The organism is Lelliottia sp. (assembly GCF_045627565.1).
In the GTDB taxonomy this organism is placed as follows: Bacteria; Pseudomonadota; Gammaproteobacteria; order Enterobacterales; family Enterobacteriaceae; genus Enterobacter.
The window spans coordinates 29,031-50,386 of sequence record NZ_JAZQNX010000044.1 but is presented as its reverse complement, the minus strand read 5'-3'; the positions used below and the strand labels follow the sequence as shown (position 1 = coordinate 50,386).

Below are 21,356 nucleotides of genomic sequence, written 5' to 3'. Positions count from 1 at the left end.
ATGAAACAGATGCAAACTACACAGATCGTGGCTGAAAAGTCCGTCAGCGGTGAAGTCATCACGCTGCCACCGGTTCAGGTTCGTCGCCGCGCACCGGCGTTTGCCCGCCGGATAAATGAATTTCTCCAGCGCGTGATCCCGGCGTTTCTTGGCCTGGGATTGCTGGTGGTGTTGTGGCAACTGGCTGCGATCAACAGCAAAGGTTTCCCTACGCCGCTCAGTACGCTTGATTCCGCTATCACGCTGTTTGCCGACCCGTTTTACCGTGACGGACCGAACGACATGGGGATTGGCTGGAACATTCTCGCCTCGCTCCAGCGTGTGGCGATTGGATTCGGTCTGGCGGCGATTGTCGGCATTCCGCTCGGTTTTCTGATTGGTCGATTCACCTTTTTCTCGCGCATGTTCACCCCGCTCATCGCCCTTCTGCGCCCGGTCAGCCCGCTGGCGTGGTTACCTATCGGTCTGCTGCTGTTCCAGAAAGCGGAACCGGCCTCGAGCTGGACCATTTTCATCTGTTCTATCTGGCCGATGGTCATCAACACCGCCGAAGGGGTGCGCCGTATTCCGCAGGACTACCTCAACGTCGCGCGGGTATTGCAACTTTCTGAGTGGATCATCATGCGCCGCATCCTGTTTCCGGCCGTGTTGCCCGCTGTCCTGACGGGCGTGCGGCTCTCGATTGGCATTGCGTGGCTGGTGATTGTCGCCGCCGAAATGCTGACCGGGGGCCTGGGGATCGGCTTCTGGATCTGGAATGAGTGGAACAACCTCAACGTCGAAAACATCCTCATCGCCATCGTCATCATCGGCGTGGTCGGGTTGCTGCTGGAGCAGGGGCTGATGCTGATCGCCCGCCGCTTTAGCTGGCAGGAAAAATAAGGAACGAACATGAAACCATTAATTCAGGTACAGGGCGTAAGCCAGCGTTTTTCCACCGCCAGCGGCGAGTTTCTGGCGCTGCAAAACGTCTCTTTTGATATCCACGAAGGTGAAACCGTCAGTCTGATTGGCCACTCCGGTTGCGGCAAATCCACGCTGCTGAACCTTATCGCCGGGATCACGTTACCCACGGAAGGCGGACTGATCTGCGATAACCGCGAAATCGCCGGGCCGGGCCCGGAACGGGCGGTGGTGTTTCAGAACCACTCGTTGCTGCCGTGGCTGACCTGTTTCGACAACGTGGCGCTGGCGGTGGATCAGGTTTTCCGCCGCACCATGAGCAAAGCGGAGCGCAAGGAGTGGATCGAACACAATCTCGACCGCGTGCAGATGGGTCATGCGCTGCATAAACGTCCGGGTGAAATCTCCGGCGGGATGAAGCAGCGCGTGGGCATCGCACGGGCGCTGGCGATGAAGCCAAAAGTGCTGCTGATGGACGAACCTTTTGGCGCGCTGGATGCATTGACCCGCGCGCATCTGCAGGATTCGGTCATGAAAATCCAACAGGAGCTGAATACCACCATCGTGCTGATCACCCACGATGTCGACGAAGCGGTGCTGCTCTCCGATCGCGTGCTGATGATGACCAACGGCCCGGCGGCCACGGTAGGCGAGATTTTGCATGTCGATTTGCCGCGTCCGCGCAATCGCGTACAACTGGCGGAGGACAGCCGCTATCACCACATGCGCCAGCAAGTTCTGCGCTTCCTCTACGAAAAACAGCCGAAAGCGGCCTGAGGAGTTAACGATGCGACTGGTCATTATTGGCAACGGTATGGCGGCAACGCGACTGATCGAGTCGCTGACCGAGCGTGCACCCGGTCGCTTCGCCATTACCGTCATCGGCGAGGAGGCAGAACCCGCGTACAACCGCATTCAGCTCTCTCCGGTGCTGGGCGGCGAAAAACAGGCGGCCGCCACGCGGTTTCATGATGATGCCTGGTATCAGGCGCGTGGCGTGACGGTGATGACGGGTGAAAGGGTGACGGCGGTGGATCTGGCCGCGCGGGAAATCCGCACGGAACAGCGGTGTGTGAGCTGGGATGAACTGGTGTTCGCCACCGGGTCGCAGCCGTTTATTCCGCCCGTAACAGGGTGCGACGGGGCGAACATTTTCACCTTTCGCACCCTGAACGACGTGAACGCCATTCTGGCTGTGACCGGCCCCGTTATTGTACTCGGCGGCGGTGTGCTCGGCGTTGAGGCCGCTGCCGCACTACGCCAGTCATGTGACAACGTCACGATCGTGCATCGCGGACCGTGGCTGATGGAACAGCAGCTTGACCCGCAGACAGGCGCGTTGCTGGAACAGGCGTTGAGCGAGCGCGGAATTTACGGCGAACTGGCGTCGGGGATTACCGATATCACCCCCCACACCGTCACCCTTACTGACGGGCGCACGCTTCCCGCCACGCGTGTGGTGCTGGCGACCGGCGTATTACCCAACGCCGCACTGGCGAAAGCCAGCGGGCTGCTGTGTGCCAAAGGGATCGTGGTGGACCGCCTGATGCAGACTTCCCATCCCGGCGTCAGCGCCATTGGCGAGTGCTGCGAAATTGACGGCCAGACGTGGGGGCTGGTCGCACCGTGTCTGGCGCAGGCCGATATCTTGGCCGCCCGACTGGCGGGCGAAACCTGCGCCGCATTTACTCCGTGCGACAGCGGCATGCGGCTGAAAGTGACCGGCATTGAGCTGTTCAGCGCCGGTTGCGTGACGGCGCAGGCGGACGATGCCCTCTGGACGTCGTGGGATCCGCTGACGCGTCATTACCGCCGCTTATTGATTCGCAACGGCACGCTTGCGGGCGTGCTGATGTTTGGCGATTGCCGCAGTGCGGCGACGCTCACCGATTTACTGGCAAAGCCGGTGCCCGCGCAGGCGGACTGGCTGTTCGATCGATTCACTACGCAACCGCAGGTTGCAGGACAGAACGCTATGACAAAACCTACTCTGGTGGTGGTTGGACACGGTATGGTCGGCCACCATTTTCTCGAAGATTGTGTCAACCGCAATTTGCATCAGCACTATCAGATTGTCGTGTTTGGCGAAGAGCGCCATGCGGCCTACGATCGAGTGCATCTCTCGGCCTATTTTGACGATCGTAACGCCGATTCACTCTCGTTGGTGCAGGGCGATTTCTTTGCCGAGAATGGCATTGAGCTGCGTCTTTCACAGCAAATTGTCGATATCGACCGCGAGGCGCGGGTGGTGCGCAACGCTAGTGGTCATGAAACCCACTGGGACAAACTGGTGCTGGCGACGGGATCGTATCCGTTTGTGCCGCCCGTGCCGGGTCGCGATCTGCCGGGCTGTTTTGTCTATCGCACGCTGGACGACTTAGACAGTATCGCGGCGCATGCAGCCCATGCGCGACGCGGCGTGGTGATTGGCGGCGGTCTGCTAGGGCTGGAAGCCGCGAATGCGCTCAAGCAGCTGGGGCTGGAAACGGACGTGGTCGAATTCGCCCCGAACCTGATGGCGGTTCAGCTTGATAACGACGGCGCGGCGATGCTGCGCCGCAAAATTGAAGCCCTCGGCGTTGGCGTACACACCAGCAAATCGACGACTGAAATCGCCCGAACCGATGACGGCCTGGTGCTGCGTTTTGCCGATGGCGGCGAGCTGAACACCGATATGGTGGTCTTTTCCGCCGGGATCCGCCCGCAGGACGCGCTGGCACGCAGCAGTGGACTCACGCTCGGTGAACGCGGCGGGATCAGTATCGACAACCGGTGTCGCACCTCGGATGAAAACGTGTTTGCCATCGGCGAATGCGCCCTGTGGGAAGGTAAAATCTTTGGCCTGGTGGCGCCAGGCTATCAGATGGCCCGCGTGGCGGCGGCACAGCTTGCCGGGGAAGAAAACGCGTTTGCGGGCGCGGATATGAGCACCAAACTGAAGCTGTTGGGCGTTGACGTCGCCTCCTTTGGCGATGCGCATGGCCGCACCCCGGGCGCACAGAGTTATCAGTGGACGCACGGTCCGCAGCAAATCTACAAGAAAATCGTGGTCAGCGAAGACGGTAAAACCCTGCTCGGCGGCGTGCTAGTGGGCGATGCTGGCGAATACGCGACGCTGGTGCAGATGATGCTCAACGACATCAGCCTGCCTAAAGATCCGGAAACGCTGATTTTGCCTGCGGTTGCGGGGAGTGCGCCTAAAGTGCTTGGCGTTGCCGCGCTGCCTGATAGTGCGCAGATCTGCTCCTGTCATAACGTCAGTAAAAGTGATATCTGCCAGGCGGTGAGTGCTGGGGCAACGGACATCGGCGCGGTCAAACAGTGCACCAAAGCTGCCACCGGCTGCGGCGGGTGTAGCGCGCTGGTGAAACAGGTGATGGAGTTCCAGCTGGCGGCGCAGGGCGTGGAGGTGAAAAAGGATATCTGTGAACACTTCGCTTACTCGCGCCAGGAAATTTACCACCTCGTACGCGTCAATCGCATCCACACCTTCGAACAGCTGATTGCCCGCTACGGGCAGGGGCATGGCTGCGAAATCTGCAAGCCGTTGGTTGGGTCGGTACTGGCGTCATGCTGGAACGAATATCTGCTCAAACCCGCGCATCTGCCGCTCCAGGACACCAACGACCGCTATTTTGCCAACATTCAAAAAGACGGCACGTATTCGATTGTTCCGCGCATGCCTGCCGGTGAAGTCAGCGCTGACGGGCTGATTGCCCTCGGGCAAATCGCCAGGCGCTATCAGCTGTACAGTAAAATTACCGGCGGTCAGCGCATCGACCTGTTTGGTGCGACGCTGGAGCAGCTGCCGGAAATCTGGCAGGCAATGGTCGAAGCCGGATTTGAGACCGGGCACGCCTACGGGAAATCGCTGCGTACCGTGAAATCCTGCGTCGGTTCTACGTGGTGTCGCTACGGCGTGCAGGATTCCACGGGCCTGGCCGTGACGCTGGAGCATCGTTACAAAGGCCTGCGCGCGCCGCATAAAATCAAAATGGCGGTGTCAGGCTGCACCCGCGAATGCGCCGAAGCGCAGAGTAAAGACGTCGGGGTGATTGCGACCGATAAGGGCTGGAACCTTTATCTGTGCGGGAACGGTGGCATGAAACCGCGCCATGCGGATCTGTTTGCCAGCGATCTGGACGACGAAACTCTGCTGCGCACGGTGGACCGTTTCCTGATGTTTTACATCCGTACCGCCGATCGTCTGCAACGCACCAGCACCTGGATGGACAATCTGGAGGGCGGCATTGAGTATCTGCGCGACGTGATCATGAACGACAGTCTGGGGATTGCCTACGAACTGGAGCAGGAGATGGCGCGGATTGTCGACACGTATCAGTGCGAATGGCAAACCACGCTCGCCGATCCGAACCGTCTGGCGCTGTTCCGTACCCGCGTGAACGCGCCGGTGACGGAGGGCTTCAAACGCTGGCAGGAAATTTGTGCAGTAGACGAAATCCCGGAACATGCGGGTATTGGCGCGCATCTTGGCGAACAGCAAATCGCGCTGTTCCGTTTCGGCAAAGCCGTGTATGCGCTGGAAGACATCGAGCCGGGCAGCAGCGCCAGCGTGTTGTCGCGCGGGATTCTGGGGGATGCGAGCGGCGAGCCGATCGTTATCTCTCCACTGTACAAACAGCGTATTCGCCTGCGCGACGGGCGTCTGGTGGAGAGCGGCGAACCGGCGGTGCGCGCCTGGCCGGTGAAAATCGAAGGCGACAAAGTGTGGGTGAGCAGCGAAGAGCTGGTGATGCGAGCGGAGGCTTCATGACAGAAACCCGAACGACGTGCCCGTATTGCGGTGTCGGCTGTGGCGTGGTGGCAAGCGTAACGAATGGCGAAGTGCGCGTACGCGGTGACGAAACGCATCCGGCGAATTACGGCAGAGTGTGTGTGAAAGGTTCGGCGCTGGGGGAAACAACCGGCCTGGAAGGGCGGCTATTGCGCCCGATGATCGATGATGTTGAGGTTGACTGGTCACAGGCGCTGGAGACGGCAGGCGAGCGTTTACGGGAGATTATTGCGACTGACGGGCCACAGGCCGTGGCGTTTTATGCCTCCGGCCAACTCCTGACGGAAGATTACTACGCGGCCAATAAGCTGATGAAGGGATTCATTGGCGCGGCGAATATCGACACTAATTCGCGGCTGTGTATGTCCTCGGCCGTGACCGGCTATAAGCGCGCGTTTGGCGAAGATATCGTGCCGTGCAGCTACGACGATATCGAAAAGACCGATCTGGTGGTGCTGGTGGGATCGAATGCCGCCTGGACGCATCCGGTGCTTTATCAACGGCTGGTGCAGGCGCGCGCGGCTAATCCGGCGTTAAAGGTGGTGGTTATCGATCCGCGCCAAACCGCGACCTGTGATATCGCCGATCTGCATCTCGCGTTGCTGCCGGGCAGCGATGCGGGATTATTTGTCGGACTGCTCAAGCATATTCAGGGCGGAAATAGCTGGCCTGCGCCGCGCGTGGCGGAGTTTTGCGGATTAACGCTCGCGGACGTAGAGACGTTTTATCGCTGGTTCAGCGACGCGCCGCGCGCCGTCACGCTCTACACCATGGGCATCAACCAGTCGACGAGCGGGAGCGACAAGTGCAACGCGATTATTAACGTCCATCTTGCCAGCGGGAAATTTGCCCGTGAAGGCTGCGGACCTTTTTCGTTGACCGGACAGCCTAATGCGATGGGGGGGCGAGAAGTGGGCGGGCTGGCCAATCAGTTGGCCGCACACATGAATTTTGAGCCAGACGATCTCGCGCGCGTGGCCCGTTTCTGGGGAACCGAGCGGCTGGCGCAGACGCCAGGGCTGATGGCGGTCGAACTGTTTGACGCCATTGCGCGCGGTGAAGTGAAAGCCGTGTGGATTATGGGCACCAATCCTGCCGTTTCGCTGCCTGATAGCCACGCTGTGTGTCAGGCGCTGGCGGCGTGTCCGCTGGTGATCGTCTCCGAAGTGATGCGCGATACGGACACCAGTCGCTTTGCGCATATCCGTTTTCCGGCTCTGGGCTGGGGGGAGAAAAACGGGACAGTCACAAACTCTGAACGCCGGATTTCGCGCCAGCGTGCGTTTTTGCCCGCGCCGGGCGAGGCAAAACCGGACTGGTGGATTATCGCTGAGGTAGCCAAAAAACTGGGGTACGGCGCAGCGTTTAACTGGCAGCATCCGCAGGAAATTTTCCGCGAACACGCCGCGCTGTCGGCGTTTGAAAATACGGGCGCGAGGGCGTTTAACTTACGTGACCTTGTCACGTTAACGCGTCAGCAGTGGGATGATTTTGAACCGTATCAATGGGCTACAGGTGAAATGCCGGTGCGGCGAATTATCCCGGTAGAACCGGCACTTCATGGCACGGTACCCGATGCGCTTTATCCGCTGATTCTGAACAGCGGTCGCGTGCGCGATCAGTGGCACACCATGACCCGCACGGGATATGTTCCGCGGCTGATGCAGCATATCGCCGAGCCACAGGTGGATGTCTCGACGGCGGATGCCGCGCGTTGTGCGCTGCAGGACGGCCAACTGGCCCGCCTGAGTTCGCCGCGCGGGGTGATGGTCGCGCGCGTCAATGTGAGTGCAGGGCAACGAGACGGTGAAGTGTTTACCCCGATGCACTGGAATAACCGTTTTGCGCGTCAGGGAAAGGTGAACGCGCTGGTGGAAGGGCGCTGCGATCCGCATTCCGGTCAGCCCGAAAGTAAACAAACGGCGGTGAGGATTATGCCGTGGCAACCCGCCTGGCAGGGCGAACTTTACGCGCGCGAACTGCCTGAACTGCCCGCTTTTGCCCACTGGTGGCGCAAGGCAACGGTGGGTGTTGAACGTCTGACGCTGGCGAGTGACAAAGCGCTGTCAGAGGTGATTCTGGCGCACTGTAGCGCGAAAGGCTGGCAGTTACAGATTGCCCAGACCGGCGAGCGGAGCAGCATGCTGGCATGGCATAACGGCGATCTGATGCTGGGATTCTGGGAAGGGAAAACGCGGCCAGCGCTGGCACATGATTTTATTGTGTCGGCGTTTCAGACGCCGCCGTCTGCGCTCTTTGAACGTCATGCGTTGTTGGACGGACAACGCCCTGGCGAGCGCAAAGACCCAGGACGCATAATCTGTAGCTGCTTTAGCGTGGGGGAAAACACCCTCCGCGAGGCGATTGCGGGCGGGTGTGATTCGGCTGCGGCGCTAGGCGCAAAGTTGCGCTGTGGGACCAACTGCGGGTCGTGCGTGCCGGAGCTGAAAGGGTTGATTGCTGAGGTTAACGAGATTATCTGATGCCACGATGAGGATGTATGGCAGCAATTTCTGAAACCGGTGACCTGGTCCGGCTGTAAATCGTCGACGCGTTTCCGTCAGGCCGGGGCGACCTGCAGGGATGCAGGATCGCGCCCGACCCGAAAGGCTGACGGAAAAGCTGAGAGCACCTCGAAGCGGCGATTTTCTTGCCGGGAGCCAGGATTGTTAAGGGGCGGCGATAGCCCCCTCAACGCGTTCACGTGTGGGGCGGTGACAGATCGGCAAAAAAAGTAAAGTGAACGGAATACACCACTGAGCCGCATATTCCCCTCACCTTGTCCCTCTCCCCAAAGGGGCGAGGGGGTTGTTCAGCGCGACATCGGCCACAGCGATCAATCAGACTTCCTGTACATGGCAGGCTAAAACCGATTCAGGATAATCCGGAAATTCCCCTTAAAGCTGCAAAATGTCCCAAACCACGTTATGGTGTAAACTGGTCATACATGAGATCTGGATCACATTTATACATTGATGGTTGCTGTTACCCGCGTTCGAAATCTTCTTCTCCTCCTCCTTGTTCCAGCCGGAGCCGTTTTGGCTGCGCCGAATTCCTTTATGCAGCAGGCGCAAAATCCGTTCGATAACAATGGCGATAGCCTCCCGGATCTCGGCCTCGCGAAACCCACTGGCGAAAGCGAAAAGCATCTCGCCGAAATGGCGAAAGCGTTCGGCGAAGCGAGCATGACCGACAACGGCCTGACGACCAGCGAGCAGGCGCGTCAGTTTGCGTTTGGCAAAGTGCGTGATGCGGTCAGCGGGGAAGTGAATGAGCAGATTGAATCCTGGCTTTCGCCCTGGGGGAACGCCAGCGTCGATTTGCTGGTCGACGAAGAGGGCAAATTTAACGGTAGCAGCGGCAGGTGGTTTATCCCCTGGCAGGACAATAATCGCTACCTGAGCTGGAGCCAACTGGGCCTTACGCAGCAAACGGATGGCCTGGTGAGCAACGCGGGGATTGGCCAGCGCTGGGTGGCGGGAAAATGGCTGCTCGGTTACAACACGTTTTACGACAATCTGCTGGATGAGAATCTGCAAAGAGCCGGGCTTGGGGCGGAAGCCTGGGGTGAAAACCTGCGCCTTTCGGCCAATTATTATCAGCCGTTTGCCAACTGGCGTGACAGCTCGGATCTCCAGGAGCAGCGCATGGCGCGGGGATATGATGTGACGGCCAAAGCCTGGTTGCCGTATTTTCATCATCTGAATACCAGCGTGAGTTTTGAACAGTATTTTGGCGATAACGTTGACCTGTTTCGCAGCGGGACGGGGTATCACAATCCGATGGCGGTTAATTTGGGTCTCGATTATACGCCGGTGCCTCTGCTGACGTTTTCCGCTGCGCATAAGCAGGGCGAAAGTGGCGTGAGTCAAAATAACCTGGGCATGAAGCTTAACTACCGCTTTGGCGTGCCGCTGAAAAAACAGCTGTCGTCGGAGGAGGTGGCAACGACCCGTTCGCTGCGTGGAAGCCGTTACGATCCGGTGGATCGCACCAGTCTGCCGGTCATGGAGTTCCGCCAGCGTAAAACACTGTCGGTCTATCTGGCGACGCCGCCGTGGGATTTAACGCCGGGGGAAACGGTGGTCCTGAAATTGCAGGTTCGCAGTACGCACGGCGTGCGACAGCTTCACTGGCAGGGCGATACGCACGCGCTGAGTTTGACCTCCCCCGCTAACGTCAATAGCGATGAGGGATGGAGCGTAATTATGCCCGCCTGGGATGCGAGTGAAGGGGCGACTAACCGTTGGAAACTGTCCGTCGTCGTCGAAGATAAAGATGGGCAGCGTGTCTCTTCCAATGAGATCACGCTCTCTCTGTCGCAACCGCTGGTGGCGTTGCCAGATGACGATGGCGGCTATCAGCTGCTGCCAAATGAGTGAGATTAAAAGATACGATCCTGATGTACCCACACTGCCGCTTCGACGCGTGATTTCAGCTTCATTTTCTTGAGCATATGCTTAACATGTACTTTCACCGTGCTTTCAGTGATATCCAGACGGCGGGCGATCATTTTGTTCGGTAAGCCCTGAGCGATCAGCTTCAGGATATCGCGCTCGCGCGGGGTCAACTGCGTGACGTCACGGTCAGATGTGGCGCGGTTGGCGCGCAGGCTGGCGGCGAGGACGGGGGTTAGCGCTTCGCTCAGTACCATTTCACCGGCTGCCGCCTGTTGCAGCGCTTTGAGCAAATCTTCCGGTTCCATGTCTTTGAGCAGATAGCCATCGGCCCCACGTTTCAGCGCGGTCACAACGTCTTCTTCATGGTTGGAGACGCTAAACACCACGATCCGTCCGGACAGCGATTTTTCACGCAATTTATCCAGCGTTTCCAGACCGTTCATGCCAGGCATATTGAGATCAAGCAGGATCAAATCAGGATCGAGAGATTCGGCAAGTTCAATACCCTGTTCGCCGTTGCTGGCTTCGCCCACAACGGTAATGTCTTCCGCCATGCTGACTAGTTGTCTTACGCCGGTGCGCAGCATCGGATGATCGTCGATTAACAGAATGGTTGCCGGTTCCTGATTAGACATGGGTTTCTCCTTGAGAAGTGATTAGAGGCTTTTCGGGTATAAAGGTCACCACTACTTCAGTGCCGCCAGACTCACCCCGGCGAACCTGGCAATCTCCGCGCAGGCTTTGCGCTCGGTCTCGCATAATAATTAAACCATAGTGGTTGCTTCTCTCAGCGTTTTCCGGCACGCCGCAGCCGTTATCCTGGACGATAAGTTTCACCTGATTCTGGTGGTAACTTACGGTTACGGTGACTGCCGTCGCGCTGGCGTGCTTGAGCGTATTACTCAATGCCTCGCGGGCGATTTGTAGCAAATGGATGGCCTGATGCGAGGGCACAAAACGCGGGGGGAGCTGGTAATCCAGCTTCACCGGAAACCCCAGTCGGGCGCTAAATTCGTGGCAGCTGGACTCCAGCGCAGGCCGCAGCCCGGGTTCCGTGAGTTGCAGGCGGAAAGTCGTTAACAGCTCGCGAAGCTGTACCCAAGAGGTGTTCAGCTCGTTGCGGATCTGCCCCAGGAGCTGCTTGCTGTTCTCCGGCAGTCCGTCATCCTGCATTTGGAGACAGCTCACCTGCATCTTCATGCATGAGAGCGACTGTGCGATCGAATCGTGAAGCTCACGGGCAATGGTGGCGCGCTCTTCCATCACGATCAACTGCTGCTGTTTTTCCTGATGTCTGTCGAGCGCCAGGGTCGCGGTGAGCTGTTCGACCAGCGTGTCGACCATCTGCTGCTGATCGTGGTTCAAATGGCGGCCCGTCGGGAGCGTTGCCAGCAGTATGCCGTACTGGGTGTGGCTGTCAGTGAGACGCCATTTCAGCGTCGTCCCGCTGCTGGTGAGCGGCGGTAAACCGCGCGGGCAGAGATGACAGCCTTTGTCATCGCAGGACATATCGGACTGACAGGTGAACTCCTGATGATTTTCTTCGTCTTCAACGTCGTAGACCCGCAGTTCGATATCATGCAACAGCGTGAGACTTTGAAGACCGTTGAGCACCGGCGAAAGGCGTTCGCAAAGCGGGATCTGCGAATGCAGACGGCGGTTTGCCTGCCATAAGAACGAGAGAATTTCGTTCTTTTGCTCCAGACCCGCCGTTTTTTCCTGCACGCGCTTTTCGAGCACCGCGTAGCTTTCGGCCAGTTCGCCAGACATATTGTTCAGCGCCTGTCCCAGCATGGCCATTTCGTTGCGTCCGCTAATGTGCGCGCGCTGGGTAAAATCTCTTTCCGTCACCGCCCGCGCGACGGCTAACAGCTGTTGCCATGGGTACAGTAAACGTGCGCGCAGCCAGACGATGGTAAAAATGAGCAGCAAAGCCATAAAAAGAGCCATTGCGCGATGGAGCATCACCACGCGTTCAATGCGCATTTCGGTGGAAGAATCGAAAGAAGAAACCAGCGTGTCGATGCGCGCAACAAAGCGGGCAACGTCATCGGCAACGGTTTCTGCACTTTTTGCCTGTTTAAGACCGGGTTCGAGCTGGCTATGCCAGTAACCCTGTAATGCCTTCAACTGGGCCTGCTGGCCGTCACGCTGGGCGGCGATAACCAGTTCCGGGCTGAAGGCGGTGCGTTCCATGTCGTCGAGCAGGGGTTTGTCTTCCGGCGTAAGCGGCACGGCCGCCAGCAGGCGATAACTCTGCATACGCAGCGAACCTGCCTCGTTGATGGCATGGGCGCTACCCTGTACGCCCTGTACCAGCCAGCCAGAGATCGCCATGCCGGTCACACCAATAGCGGTGGACAGCAACACGATGAGGGCCAACTGATTAACCAGCGTCAGCGGGGAGAAGAGTCGTTTTAACATGGGCTTGCCTTGCTCCGGATTTTGCCTGCCTCCAGGAATGGCGCTATTCTGGTGTATACCCTGGAGTATACCCATACCAACAAGGGATTACTCCTAAATTGCCGGGTGGGTAATCGTCAGGGGGAGGCGGTGAACTTAAGTCGTCAGCACCGTGAAAAACCACACCTTTTTTACCGGAAAAACCTACTCACTTAGGGTAATGACGTTTTTTTGCGCGTTAATCTGCCCCCTTTTCCTTTGATTTATATCAACTTACCGCCTGCTTAAAACCCTACAGTTTGCAGCATCATTTTGATAATCAGAGGTGTCTATGAGTCACTCATCCGCCCCCGAAAGGGATACTGGTGCTGTTATTAGCGATTGGCGTCCGGAGGATCCGGCGTTCTGGCAACAGCGCGGGCAGCGTATAGCAAGTCGTAATCTGTGGATTTCTGTTCCGTGTTTGTTGTTGGCGTTTTGTGTGTGGATGCTGTTCAGTGCCGTGGCGGTGAACTTACCTAAAGTCGGATTTAAATTTACGACCGATCAGCTGTTTATGCTGACGGCGTTGCCTGCGTTGTCGGGTGCGCTGCTGCGTGTGCCTTACGCGTTTATGGTGCCGCTGTTTGGTGGACGTCGCTGGACGGCATTCAGTACCGGCATCATGATCATCCCTTGCGTGTGGCTGGGTTTTGCAGTGCAGGACACCTCGACACCGTTTAGCGTTTTCGTAACCATTGCACTGCTGTGCGGTTTTGCGGGGGCTAACTTCGCGTCCAGTATGGCGAACATCAGCTTCTTCTTCCCGAAAGCGAAGCAGGGTGGTGCCCTCGGTATTAACGGCGGCATGGGTAACATGGGCGTCAGCGTTATGCAGCTGATTGCGCCACTGGCGATCTCGGTCTCCATCTTCGCGGTGTTTGGCGGCGGTGGTGCGGTACAACCGGACGGCTCAATGCTGTATCTGCAGAATGCGGCCTGGATTTGGGTGCCGTTCCTGGTGGTGCTAACCCTGATGGCGTGGTTCTTCATGAACGACCTGTCCGCGTCTAAAGCCTCTCTGAGCGAACAGCTGCCGGTCCTGAAGCGCGCGCATCTGTGGATTATGGCGCTGCTCTATCTGGCAACATTCGGATCGTTTATCGGCTTCTCTGCCGGTTTCGCCATGCTGTCGAAAACTCAGTTCCCGGATGTGCAAATCCTGCATTATGCATTCTTCGGCCCGTTCATCGGCGCACTGGCACGTTCTACCGGCGGGATGATTTCTGACCGTCTGGGCGGGACGCGCGTGACGCTGGTGAACTTTGTGTTGATGGCTATCTTCTGCGGACTGCTGTTCCTGACGCTGCCGACCAACGGTCAGGGCGGTAACTTTGGCGCCTTCTTCGCCGTGTTTATGGTGCTGTTCCTGACGGCCGGTCTGGGCAGCGCCTCGACCTTCCAGATGATTTCGGTGATTTTCCGTAAGCTGACGATGGATCGTGTGAAAGCGCAGGGTGGTAATGAAGAACAAGCGATGCGCGAATCTGCAACGGACACGGCGGCTGCGCTGGGCTTTATCTCTGCAATCGGCGCGATCGGCGGCTTCTTTATCCCGAAAGCTTTTGGTATCTCTCTCGATTTGACCGGTTCCCCTGCCGGCGCGATGAAAGTGTTCCTCGTCTTCTATATCGCCTGCGTCGTCATTACGTGGCTGGTATACGGCCGTAATACTAAGAAAAATAAGTAAGTTTGATTATCCGTTTGCGCGGCCACAGTGCCGCGCTCTTTTTTATGTACTTTTTAGTTACAACATACTGAAAGGGGTTTTACTGCTTAGCCTCATGTAACACTGTGATCGCCATCGCTTTGCAGACACGCCTACTCCTTAATACCTAAGATGTTAAATAAAACCGTTCTGTTTGTACGGTAAATAAGAAAAACTCTTATAAATCATATAAATAAAATATCATTTTTTATACCGCTTTAGGGGTATGGCGGGAAATTCTGCGGGGGAGTAACCCCGTCGGCCTTGATCGTTATCAATTCCCGCCATCTTTCATAACGTTACCTTCGCTGCAAATCAGCAATGTCGATTTAGAGAGCCACAGGCTCCACACAGGAGATACCCGATGAGCAAATTTTTGGACCGGTTTCGCTACTTCAAACAGAAGGGCGAAACGTTTGCCGATGGGCACGGCCAGGTTCTGGAGACAAACCGGGACTGGGAAGATGGATACCGTCAACGTTGGCAGCATGACAAAGTCGTTCGTTCTACACACGGTGTAAACTGCACCGGTTCCTGCAGCTGGAAGATCTTCGTCAAGAATGGCTTAGTGACCTGGGAAATGCAGCAGACTGACTATCCTCGTACGCGTCCGGATATGCCAAACCACGAACCGCGCGGCTGTCCTCGCGGCGCAAGCTATTCCTGGTATCTGTACAGCGCTAACCGCCTGAAATACCCGCTGATGCGTAAACGCCTGATGAAAATGTGGCGTGAAGCAAAAATTCAGCACAGCGATCCGGTGGATGCCTGGGCCTCTATCATCGAAGACGCCGACAAAGCGAAAAGCTTCAAGCAAGCGCGCGGTCGCGGCGGTTTTGTCCGTTCATCCTGGCAGGAAGTGAATGAGCTGATTGCCGCCTCTAACGTCTATACCGTCAAAACCTACGGTCCGGACCGCGTGGCGGGCTTCTCCCCAATCCCGGCGATGTCGATGGTGTCCTACGCCTCTGGCGCGCGTTATCTCTCCCTGATTGGCGGGACCTGTCTGAGCTTCTACGACTGGTACTGTGACTTGCCGCCAGCGTCTCCGCAGACCTGGGGCGAACAGACGGACGTTCCTGAATCCGCTGACTGGTACAACTCAAGTTATATCCTGGCCTGGGGTTCAAACGTTCCGCAAACCCGTACGCCTGACGCGCACTTCTTTACCGAAGTCCGTTACAAAGGCACCAAAACCGTTGCCATCACGCCTGACTATGCCGAAATCGCCAAGCTGTGCGATCTGTGGCTGGCACCAAAACAAGGCACCGACTCCGCAATGGCGCTGGCGATGGGACACGTCATGCTGCGTGAATTCCACCTCGATAACCCAAGTCAGTACTTTACCGACTACGTGCGTCGCTATACCGACATGCCAATGCTGGTGTTGCTGGAAGAGCGCGACGGCTACTACGCTGCAGGCCGCATGTTACGTGCCGCCGATCTGGTTGATGCGCTGGGTCAGGAAAATAACCCGGAATGGAAAACGGTCGCCTGTAACAACGATGGCGATTTAGTGGCACCGAATGGTTCTATCGGTTTCCGCTGGGGCGAAAAAGGTAAATGGAATCTCGAGCAACGCAACGCAACCACCGGTGAAGAGACCGATCTGCGTCTGAGCATGCTCGGCAGCCAGGATGAGATCGCCGAAGTGGGCTTCCCGTACTTTGGTGGCGAAGGCACTGAACATTTCAACAAAGTGGAGCTGGAAAATATCCTGCTGCACAAACTGCCGGTGAAGCGTCTGCAACTGGCCGATGGCTCTACTGCGCTGGTCACCACCGTTTACGATCTGACCATGGCCAACTATGGCCTGGAGCGCGGTCTGAACGATGAAAACTGTGCGACCAGCTACGACGAAATCAAAGCGTATACCCCGGCATGGGCTGAGCAAATCACTGGTGTTCCGCGCACGCAGATCACTCGCATCGCGCGTGAGTTTGCAGAGAACGCAGATAAAACGCACGGTCGCTCAATGATTATCGTGGGTGCCGGTCTGAACCACTGGTATCACCTCGATATGAACTATCGTGGTCTGATCAATATGCTGGTGTTCTGCGGCTGTATCGGCCAGAGCGGCGGCGGCTGGGCACACTATGTGGGCCAGGAAAAACTGCGTCCGCAGACCGGCTGGCAGCCGCTGGCGTTTGGCCTTGACTGGCAGCGTCCGGCGCGTCACATGAACAGCACTTCGTATTTCTACAATCACTCCAGCCAGTGGCGCTACGAGACCGTTACCGCACAGGAACTGCTGTCGCCGATGGCGGATAAATCGCGCTACACCGGCCATCTGATCGACTTTAACGTGCGTGCCGAGCGCATGGGCTGGTTGCCGTCTGCACCACAGCTGGGGACCAACCCGCTGCGCATTGCGGAAGACGCGAAAAAAGCGGACATGTCGCCGGTGGATTACACCGTTAAATCGCTGAAAGACGGCTCAATTCGTTTTGCGGCTGAAGAGCCAGAAAACGGTAAAAACCATCCGCGTAACCTGTTCATCTGGCGCTCGAACCTGCTGGGATCGTCCGGTAAAGGCCATGAGTACATGCTGAAGTATCTGCTCGGTACCGATCACGGTATCCAGGGTAAAGATCTCGGTAAACAGGGCGGCGTGAAGCCAGAAGAAGTCGAGTGGAAAGACAACGGTCTCGACGGCAAGCTGGATCTGGTTGTGACCCTGGACTTCCGTCTGTCCAGTACCTGTCTGTACTCCGATATCGTGCTGCCAACCGCCACATGGTACGAAAAAGACGACATGAATACCTCGGATATGCATCCGTTTATTCACCCGTTGTCTGCCGCGGTTGACCCGGCATGGGATTCGAAAAGCGACTGGGATATCTACAAAAATATCGCCAAGAAATTCTCCGAAGTGTGTGTCGGCCATCTGGGCGTGGAAACCGATGTGGTGACCCTGCCAATCCAGCACGATTCTGCCGCCGAACTGGCGCAGCCGCTGGATGTGAAGGACTGGAAAAAAGGCGAGTGCGATCTGATTCCAGGCAAAACCGCGCCACACATTATTCCGGTTGAACGTGACTACCCGGCGACCTATGAGCGCTTTACCTCTATCGGTCCGCTGATGGAGAAAATCGGTAACGGCGGGAAAGGTATCGCATGGAATACCCAGACTGAAATGGATCTGCTGCGTAAGCTCAATTACACCAAAGCGGACGGCCCGGCTAAAGGCCAGCCGATGCTGAACACGGCGATTGATGCAGCCGAAATGATCCTGACGCTGGCACCGGAAACCAACGGTCAGGTGGCGGTGAAAGCCTGGGCTGCGCTCAGCGAATTTACCGGGCGTGACCATACCCATCTGGCGCTGAATAAAGAAGACGAGAAAATTCGCTTCCGCGATATTCAGGCGCAGCCGCGCAAAATCATCTCCAGCCCGACCTGGTCAGGCCTGGAAGATGAACATGTGTCCTATAACGCCGGGTATACCAACGTTCACGAACTGATCCCATGGCGTACCCTGACAGGTCGTCAGTCGCTGTATCAGGATCACCAGTGGATGCGAGATTTTGGTGAAAGCCTGCTGGTTTACCGTCCGCCGATTGATACCCGCTCGGTGAAAGCGGTGATGGGCGCGAAATCCAACGGTTATCCGGAAAAAGCGCTGAACTTCCTGACGCCACACCAGAAGTGGGGAATTCACTCCACATACAGCGACAACCTGTTGATGCTGACGCTGGGTCGCGGTGGTCCGATTGTCTGGATGAGCGAAGTGGATGCGAAAGAGCTGGATATCGTCGATAACGACTGGATTGAAGTGTTCAACAGCAACGGCGCGTTGACCGCCCGTGCTGTCGTCAGCCAGCGTGTGCCGGCCGGGATGACCATGATGTACCACGCGCAGGAACGTATCGTGAACCTGCCGGGTTCTGAAATCACCCAGCAGCGCGGCGGTATTCATAACTCGGTGACGCGTATTACGCCGAAACCGACCCATATGATCGGCGGCTATGCGCAGTTGGCGTACAGCTTTAACTACTACGGCACCGTCGGCTCGAACCGCGATGAGTTTGTAGTGGTGCGTAAAATGAAAAATATTGACTGGTTAGACGGCGAAGGCAATGACCAGGTACAGGAGAGCGTAAAATGAAAATTCGTTCACAAGTCGGCATGGTGCTGAACCTCGATAAATGCATCGGCTGTCATACCTGCTCAGTCACCTGTAAAAACGTCTGGACCAGTCGCGAAGGGACGGAGTACGCCTGGTTCAACAACGTTGAAACCAAACCGGGTACTGGCTTCCCGACCGACTGGGAAAACCAGGAAAAATGGAAGGGCGGCTGGATCCGCAAAATCAACGGCAAACTGGTGCCGCGCATGGGTAACAAAGCGCTGCTGCTGGGTAAAATCTTCGCCAACCCGCATATGCCGGGCATCGATGATTACTACGAACCCTTTGATTTTGACTACCAGAATCTGCATAACGCCGCGGAAGGTAAGCATCAGCCGATCGCCCGTCCACGCTCGCTGATCACCGGTCAGCGTATGGCGAAGATCGAAAAAGGCCCGAACTGGGAAGACGATCTGGGCGGTGAGTTCGAGAAACTGTCGAAAGACAAAAACTTCGAAAACATGCAGAAGGCGATGTACGGCCAGTTCGAAAACACCTTCATGATGTATCTGCCGCGTCTGTGCGAGCACTGCCTGAACCCGGCGTGTGTGGCGACGTGCCCGAGCGGCGCCATCTATAAGCGTGAAGAAGATGGCATCGTGCTGATTGACCAGGACAAATGCCGCGGCTGGCGTATGTGCATCACCGGTTGCCCGTACAAAAAAATCTATTTCAACTGGAAGAGCGGTAAGTCTGAGAAGTGTATTTTCTGCTATCCGCGTATCGAAGCGGGTATGCCGACCGTGTGTTCAGAAAGCTGCGTAGGCCGTATTCGTTACCTTGGCGTACTGCTGTACGACGCAGACGCAATCGAGAACGCGGCAAGCACCGAACATGAAAAAGACCTGTATCAGCGTCAGCTGGACGTATTCCTCGATCCGAACGATCCGAAAGTGATCGCGCAGGCGCTGGAAGACGGAATTCCGCAAAGCGTGATCGATGCGGCGCAGAAGTCTCCGGTGTACAAAATGGCGATGGACTGGAAGCTGGCTCTGCCGTTACACCCGGAATATCGCACGCTGCCGATGGTCTGGTATGTGCCGCCTCTGTCTCCGATTCAGTCTGCTGCGGATGCAGGTGAACTGGGGAGCAACGGGATCCTGCCGGATGTTGAAAGCCTGCGTATTCCGGTGCAATACCTTGCCAATCTGCTGACGGCTGGTGATACCCAGCCGGTGCTGCTGGCGCTAAAACGTATGCTGGCGATGCGTCACTTCAAACGTGCCGAAACGGTGGATGGCGTGATTGATACCAGCGCGCTGGAAGAGGTGGGTCTGAGCGAAGCGCAGGCACAGGAAATGTACCGTTATCTGGCGATCGCTAACTACGAAGATCGTTTCGTGGTCCCAAGCAGTCACCGTGAGCTGGCGCGTGAAGCCTTCCCGGAAAAAAGCGGCTGTGGATTTACCTTCGGCGACGGTTGCCACGGTTCAGACACCAAATTCAACCTGTTCAACAGCCGTCGTATTGATGCGATGGATGTGACCAGCAAAACGGAGCCGCACCAATGATTGAACTCGTCATTGTTTCGCGTCTGCTTGAGTACCCTGATGCAGCTCTGCAGGAGCATCAGCGAGAACTCTTTGATGCACTCGCGTCATCGGAAACCCTGGATAAAGAGGATGCCCAGAACCTGGGCGTTTTCCTGCGCGATTTGCTCGCGCAGGATCTTCTGGATGCGCAGTCTGACTACAGCCAACTGTTCGACCGTGGCCGTGCCACTTCGTTGCTGTTGTTCGAGCATGTTCACGGCGAATCCCGCGATCGTGGTCAGGCGATGGTTGACCTGATGGCCCAGTACGAAGAGCACGGATTGCAGATCGACAGCCGCGAACTGCCGGATCATCTGCCGCTGTACCTGGAATATCTGGCGCAATTGCCACAGGAAGAGGCGCTGGGCGGTTTGCAGGATATTGCGCCGATTCTGGCGTTGCTGAGCGCACGCCTGCAACAGCGTGAAAGTCGCTATGCGGTGCTGTTTGATCTGCTGGTAAAACTGGCGAATACGGCTATCGACAGTGACAAAGTGGCGGAGAAAATCGCGGACGAAGCGCGCGATGATACCCCTCAGGCGCTGGATGCGGTATGGGAAGAAGAGCAGGTGAAATTCTTTGCTGACCAGAATTGCGGCGAATCGGAAATCTCGAATCATCAGCGTCGTTTTGCCGGAGCTGTTGCCCCGCAATATTTGAATATCTCTAACGGAGGACAGCAATAATGCAATTCCTGAATATGTTCTTCTTCGATATCTATCCGTATATCGCGGGTACGGTATTCCTGGTCGGGAGCTGGCTGCGTTACGACTACGGTCAATATACCTGGCGCGCGGGTTCCAGCCAGATGCTGGACCGCAAAGGGATGAACATGGCGTCTAACCTGTTCCATATCGGGATTCTGGGTATTTTCGCCGGTCACTTCCTCGGGATGCTGACGCCGCACTGGATGTACGAATCGTTCCTGCCGATCGAGGTGAAGCAGAAAATGGCGATGATTGCCGGTGGTGCATGCGGTGTCATGACGCTGGTGGGGGGCCTGATGCTGCTGAAGCGTCGTCTGTTCAGCCCACGCGTTCGCGCAACGACCACAGCTGCCGACATTCTGATTCTGTCTCTGCTAATGGTGCAGTGCGCGCTGGGCCTGCTGACCATTCCTTTCTCTGCCCAACATATGGACGGCAGTGAAATGCTGAAACTGGTTGGCTGGGCGCAGTCGGTGGTGACGTTCCACGGTGGCGCGTCTGAGTATCTGGACGGCGTAGCGTTTGTCTTCCGCGTGCATCTGGTGCTGGGGATGACGCTGTTTGTGTTGTTCCCGTTCTCACGCCTGGTTCACATCTGGAGTGCGCCGGTCGAATATCTGACGCGTAAATATCAGATTGTGCGCGCACGTCGCTAATCATTCTGTGAATGAGTGAAAGAATAAACCCTGCTTCGGCGGGGTTTTTTTATGCCTGAATATTTGGCAACGAGAGAACATCTT

General features: G+C 56.9%; 12 protein-coding genes. 10 read left to right on the top strand and 2 right to left on the bottom strand.

Annotation, left to right across the window (positions count from 1 at the left end; genetic code table 11):
* The 5 genes from ntrB to ACKI5T_RS20295 all read left to right on the top strand — a co-directional run bounded on the left by ntrB (window position 1) and on the right by ACKI5T_RS20295 (window position 10,080).
* Window positions 1–882, top strand: a complete 882-nt coding sequence (ntrB, locus tag ACKI5T_RS20315) for a nitrate ABC transporter permease (RefSeq protein WP_407439779.1) — start codon at window positions 1–3, stop codon at window positions 880–882.
* Window positions 883–891: 9 nt separating this feature from the next.
* Entirely contained in the window at window positions 892–1,680 is a 789-nt protein-coding gene (locus ACKI5T_RS20310) for an ABC transporter ATP-binding protein (RefSeq protein ID WP_407439777.1), read from the top strand.
* A 10-nt stretch (window positions 1,681–1,690) separates the two neighbouring features.
* Window positions 1,691–5,677, top strand: coding sequence for a nitrite reductase large subunit NirB (nirB, locus tag ACKI5T_RS20305; protein ID WP_407439776.1), 3,987 nt, complete (start codon window positions 1,691–1,693; stop codon window positions 5,675–5,677).
* Window positions 5,674–8,181: a molybdopterin-dependent oxidoreductase gene (locus tag ACKI5T_RS20300; protein ID WP_407439774.1), complete on the top strand. Its 2,508-nt coding sequence runs from the start codon at window positions 5,674–5,676 to the stop codon at window positions 8,179–8,181. Before nirB ends, ACKI5T_RS20300 begins: the two co-directional genes overlap by 4 nt.
* Before the next feature lie 492 nt (window positions 8,182–8,673).
* On the top strand, window positions 8,674–10,080 hold the full coding sequence (locus tag ACKI5T_RS20295) for a YchO/YchP family invasin (RefSeq protein ID WP_407440103.1): 1,407 nt from the start codon (window positions 8,674–8,676) through the stop codon (window positions 10,078–10,080).
* A 2-nt stretch (window positions 10,081–10,082) separates the two neighbouring features.
* Here ACKI5T_RS20295 and narL read toward each other — a convergent pair whose 3' ends face one another.
* The gene (gene narL, locus ACKI5T_RS20290; RefSeq protein ID WP_012017701.1) at window positions 10,083–10,733 is read right to left on the bottom strand and encodes a two-component system response regulator NarL; all 651 of its coding nucleotides are present in this window, start codon (window positions 10,731–10,733) and stop codon (window positions 10,083–10,085) included.
* Window positions 10,726–12,522: a nitrate/nitrite two-component system sensor histidine kinase NarX gene (narX, locus tag ACKI5T_RS20285; protein WP_407439772.1), complete on the bottom strand. Its 1,797-nt coding sequence runs from the start codon at window positions 12,520–12,522 to the stop codon at window positions 10,726–10,728. The genes narL and narX overlap by 8 nt, the downstream gene beginning before the upstream one ends.
* Window positions 12,523–12,832: 310 nt before the next feature.
* Here narX and ACKI5T_RS20280 point away from each other — a divergent pair, with 310 nt between their 5' ends.
* From ACKI5T_RS20280 to narI, 5 genes are all read left to right on the top strand, one after another.
* Window positions 12,833–14,230, top strand: a complete 1,398-nt coding sequence (locus tag ACKI5T_RS20280; protein ID WP_407439770.1) for a NarK family nitrate/nitrite MFS transporter — start codon at window positions 12,833–12,835, stop codon at window positions 14,228–14,230.
* Between the two features lie 382 nt (window positions 14,231–14,612).
* On the top strand, window positions 14,613–18,356 hold the full coding sequence (locus tag ACKI5T_RS20275) for a nitrate reductase subunit alpha (protein ID WP_407439768.1): 3,744 nt from the start codon (window positions 14,613–14,615) through the stop codon (window positions 18,354–18,356).
* Window positions 18,353–19,888, top strand: coding sequence for a nitrate reductase subunit beta (gene narH / locus ACKI5T_RS20270; RefSeq protein ID WP_407439766.1), 1,536 nt, complete (start codon window positions 18,353–18,355; stop codon window positions 19,886–19,888). The genes ACKI5T_RS20275 and narH overlap by 4 nt, the downstream gene beginning before the upstream one ends.
* Window positions 19,885–20,595, top strand: a complete 711-nt coding sequence (gene narJ / locus ACKI5T_RS20265) for a nitrate reductase molybdenum cofactor assembly chaperone (RefSeq protein WP_407439764.1) — start codon at window positions 19,885–19,887, stop codon at window positions 20,593–20,595. Before narH ends, narJ begins: the two co-directional genes overlap by 4 nt.
* A complete protein-coding gene (gene narI, locus ACKI5T_RS20260) occupies window positions 20,595–21,272 on the top strand; it encodes a respiratory nitrate reductase subunit gamma (RefSeq protein ID WP_235133432.1) in 678 nt (225 codons plus the stop codon). The genes narJ and narI overlap by 1 nt, the downstream gene beginning before the upstream one ends.
* The last annotated feature ends 84 nt before the right edge of the window (window positions 21,273–21,356 follow it).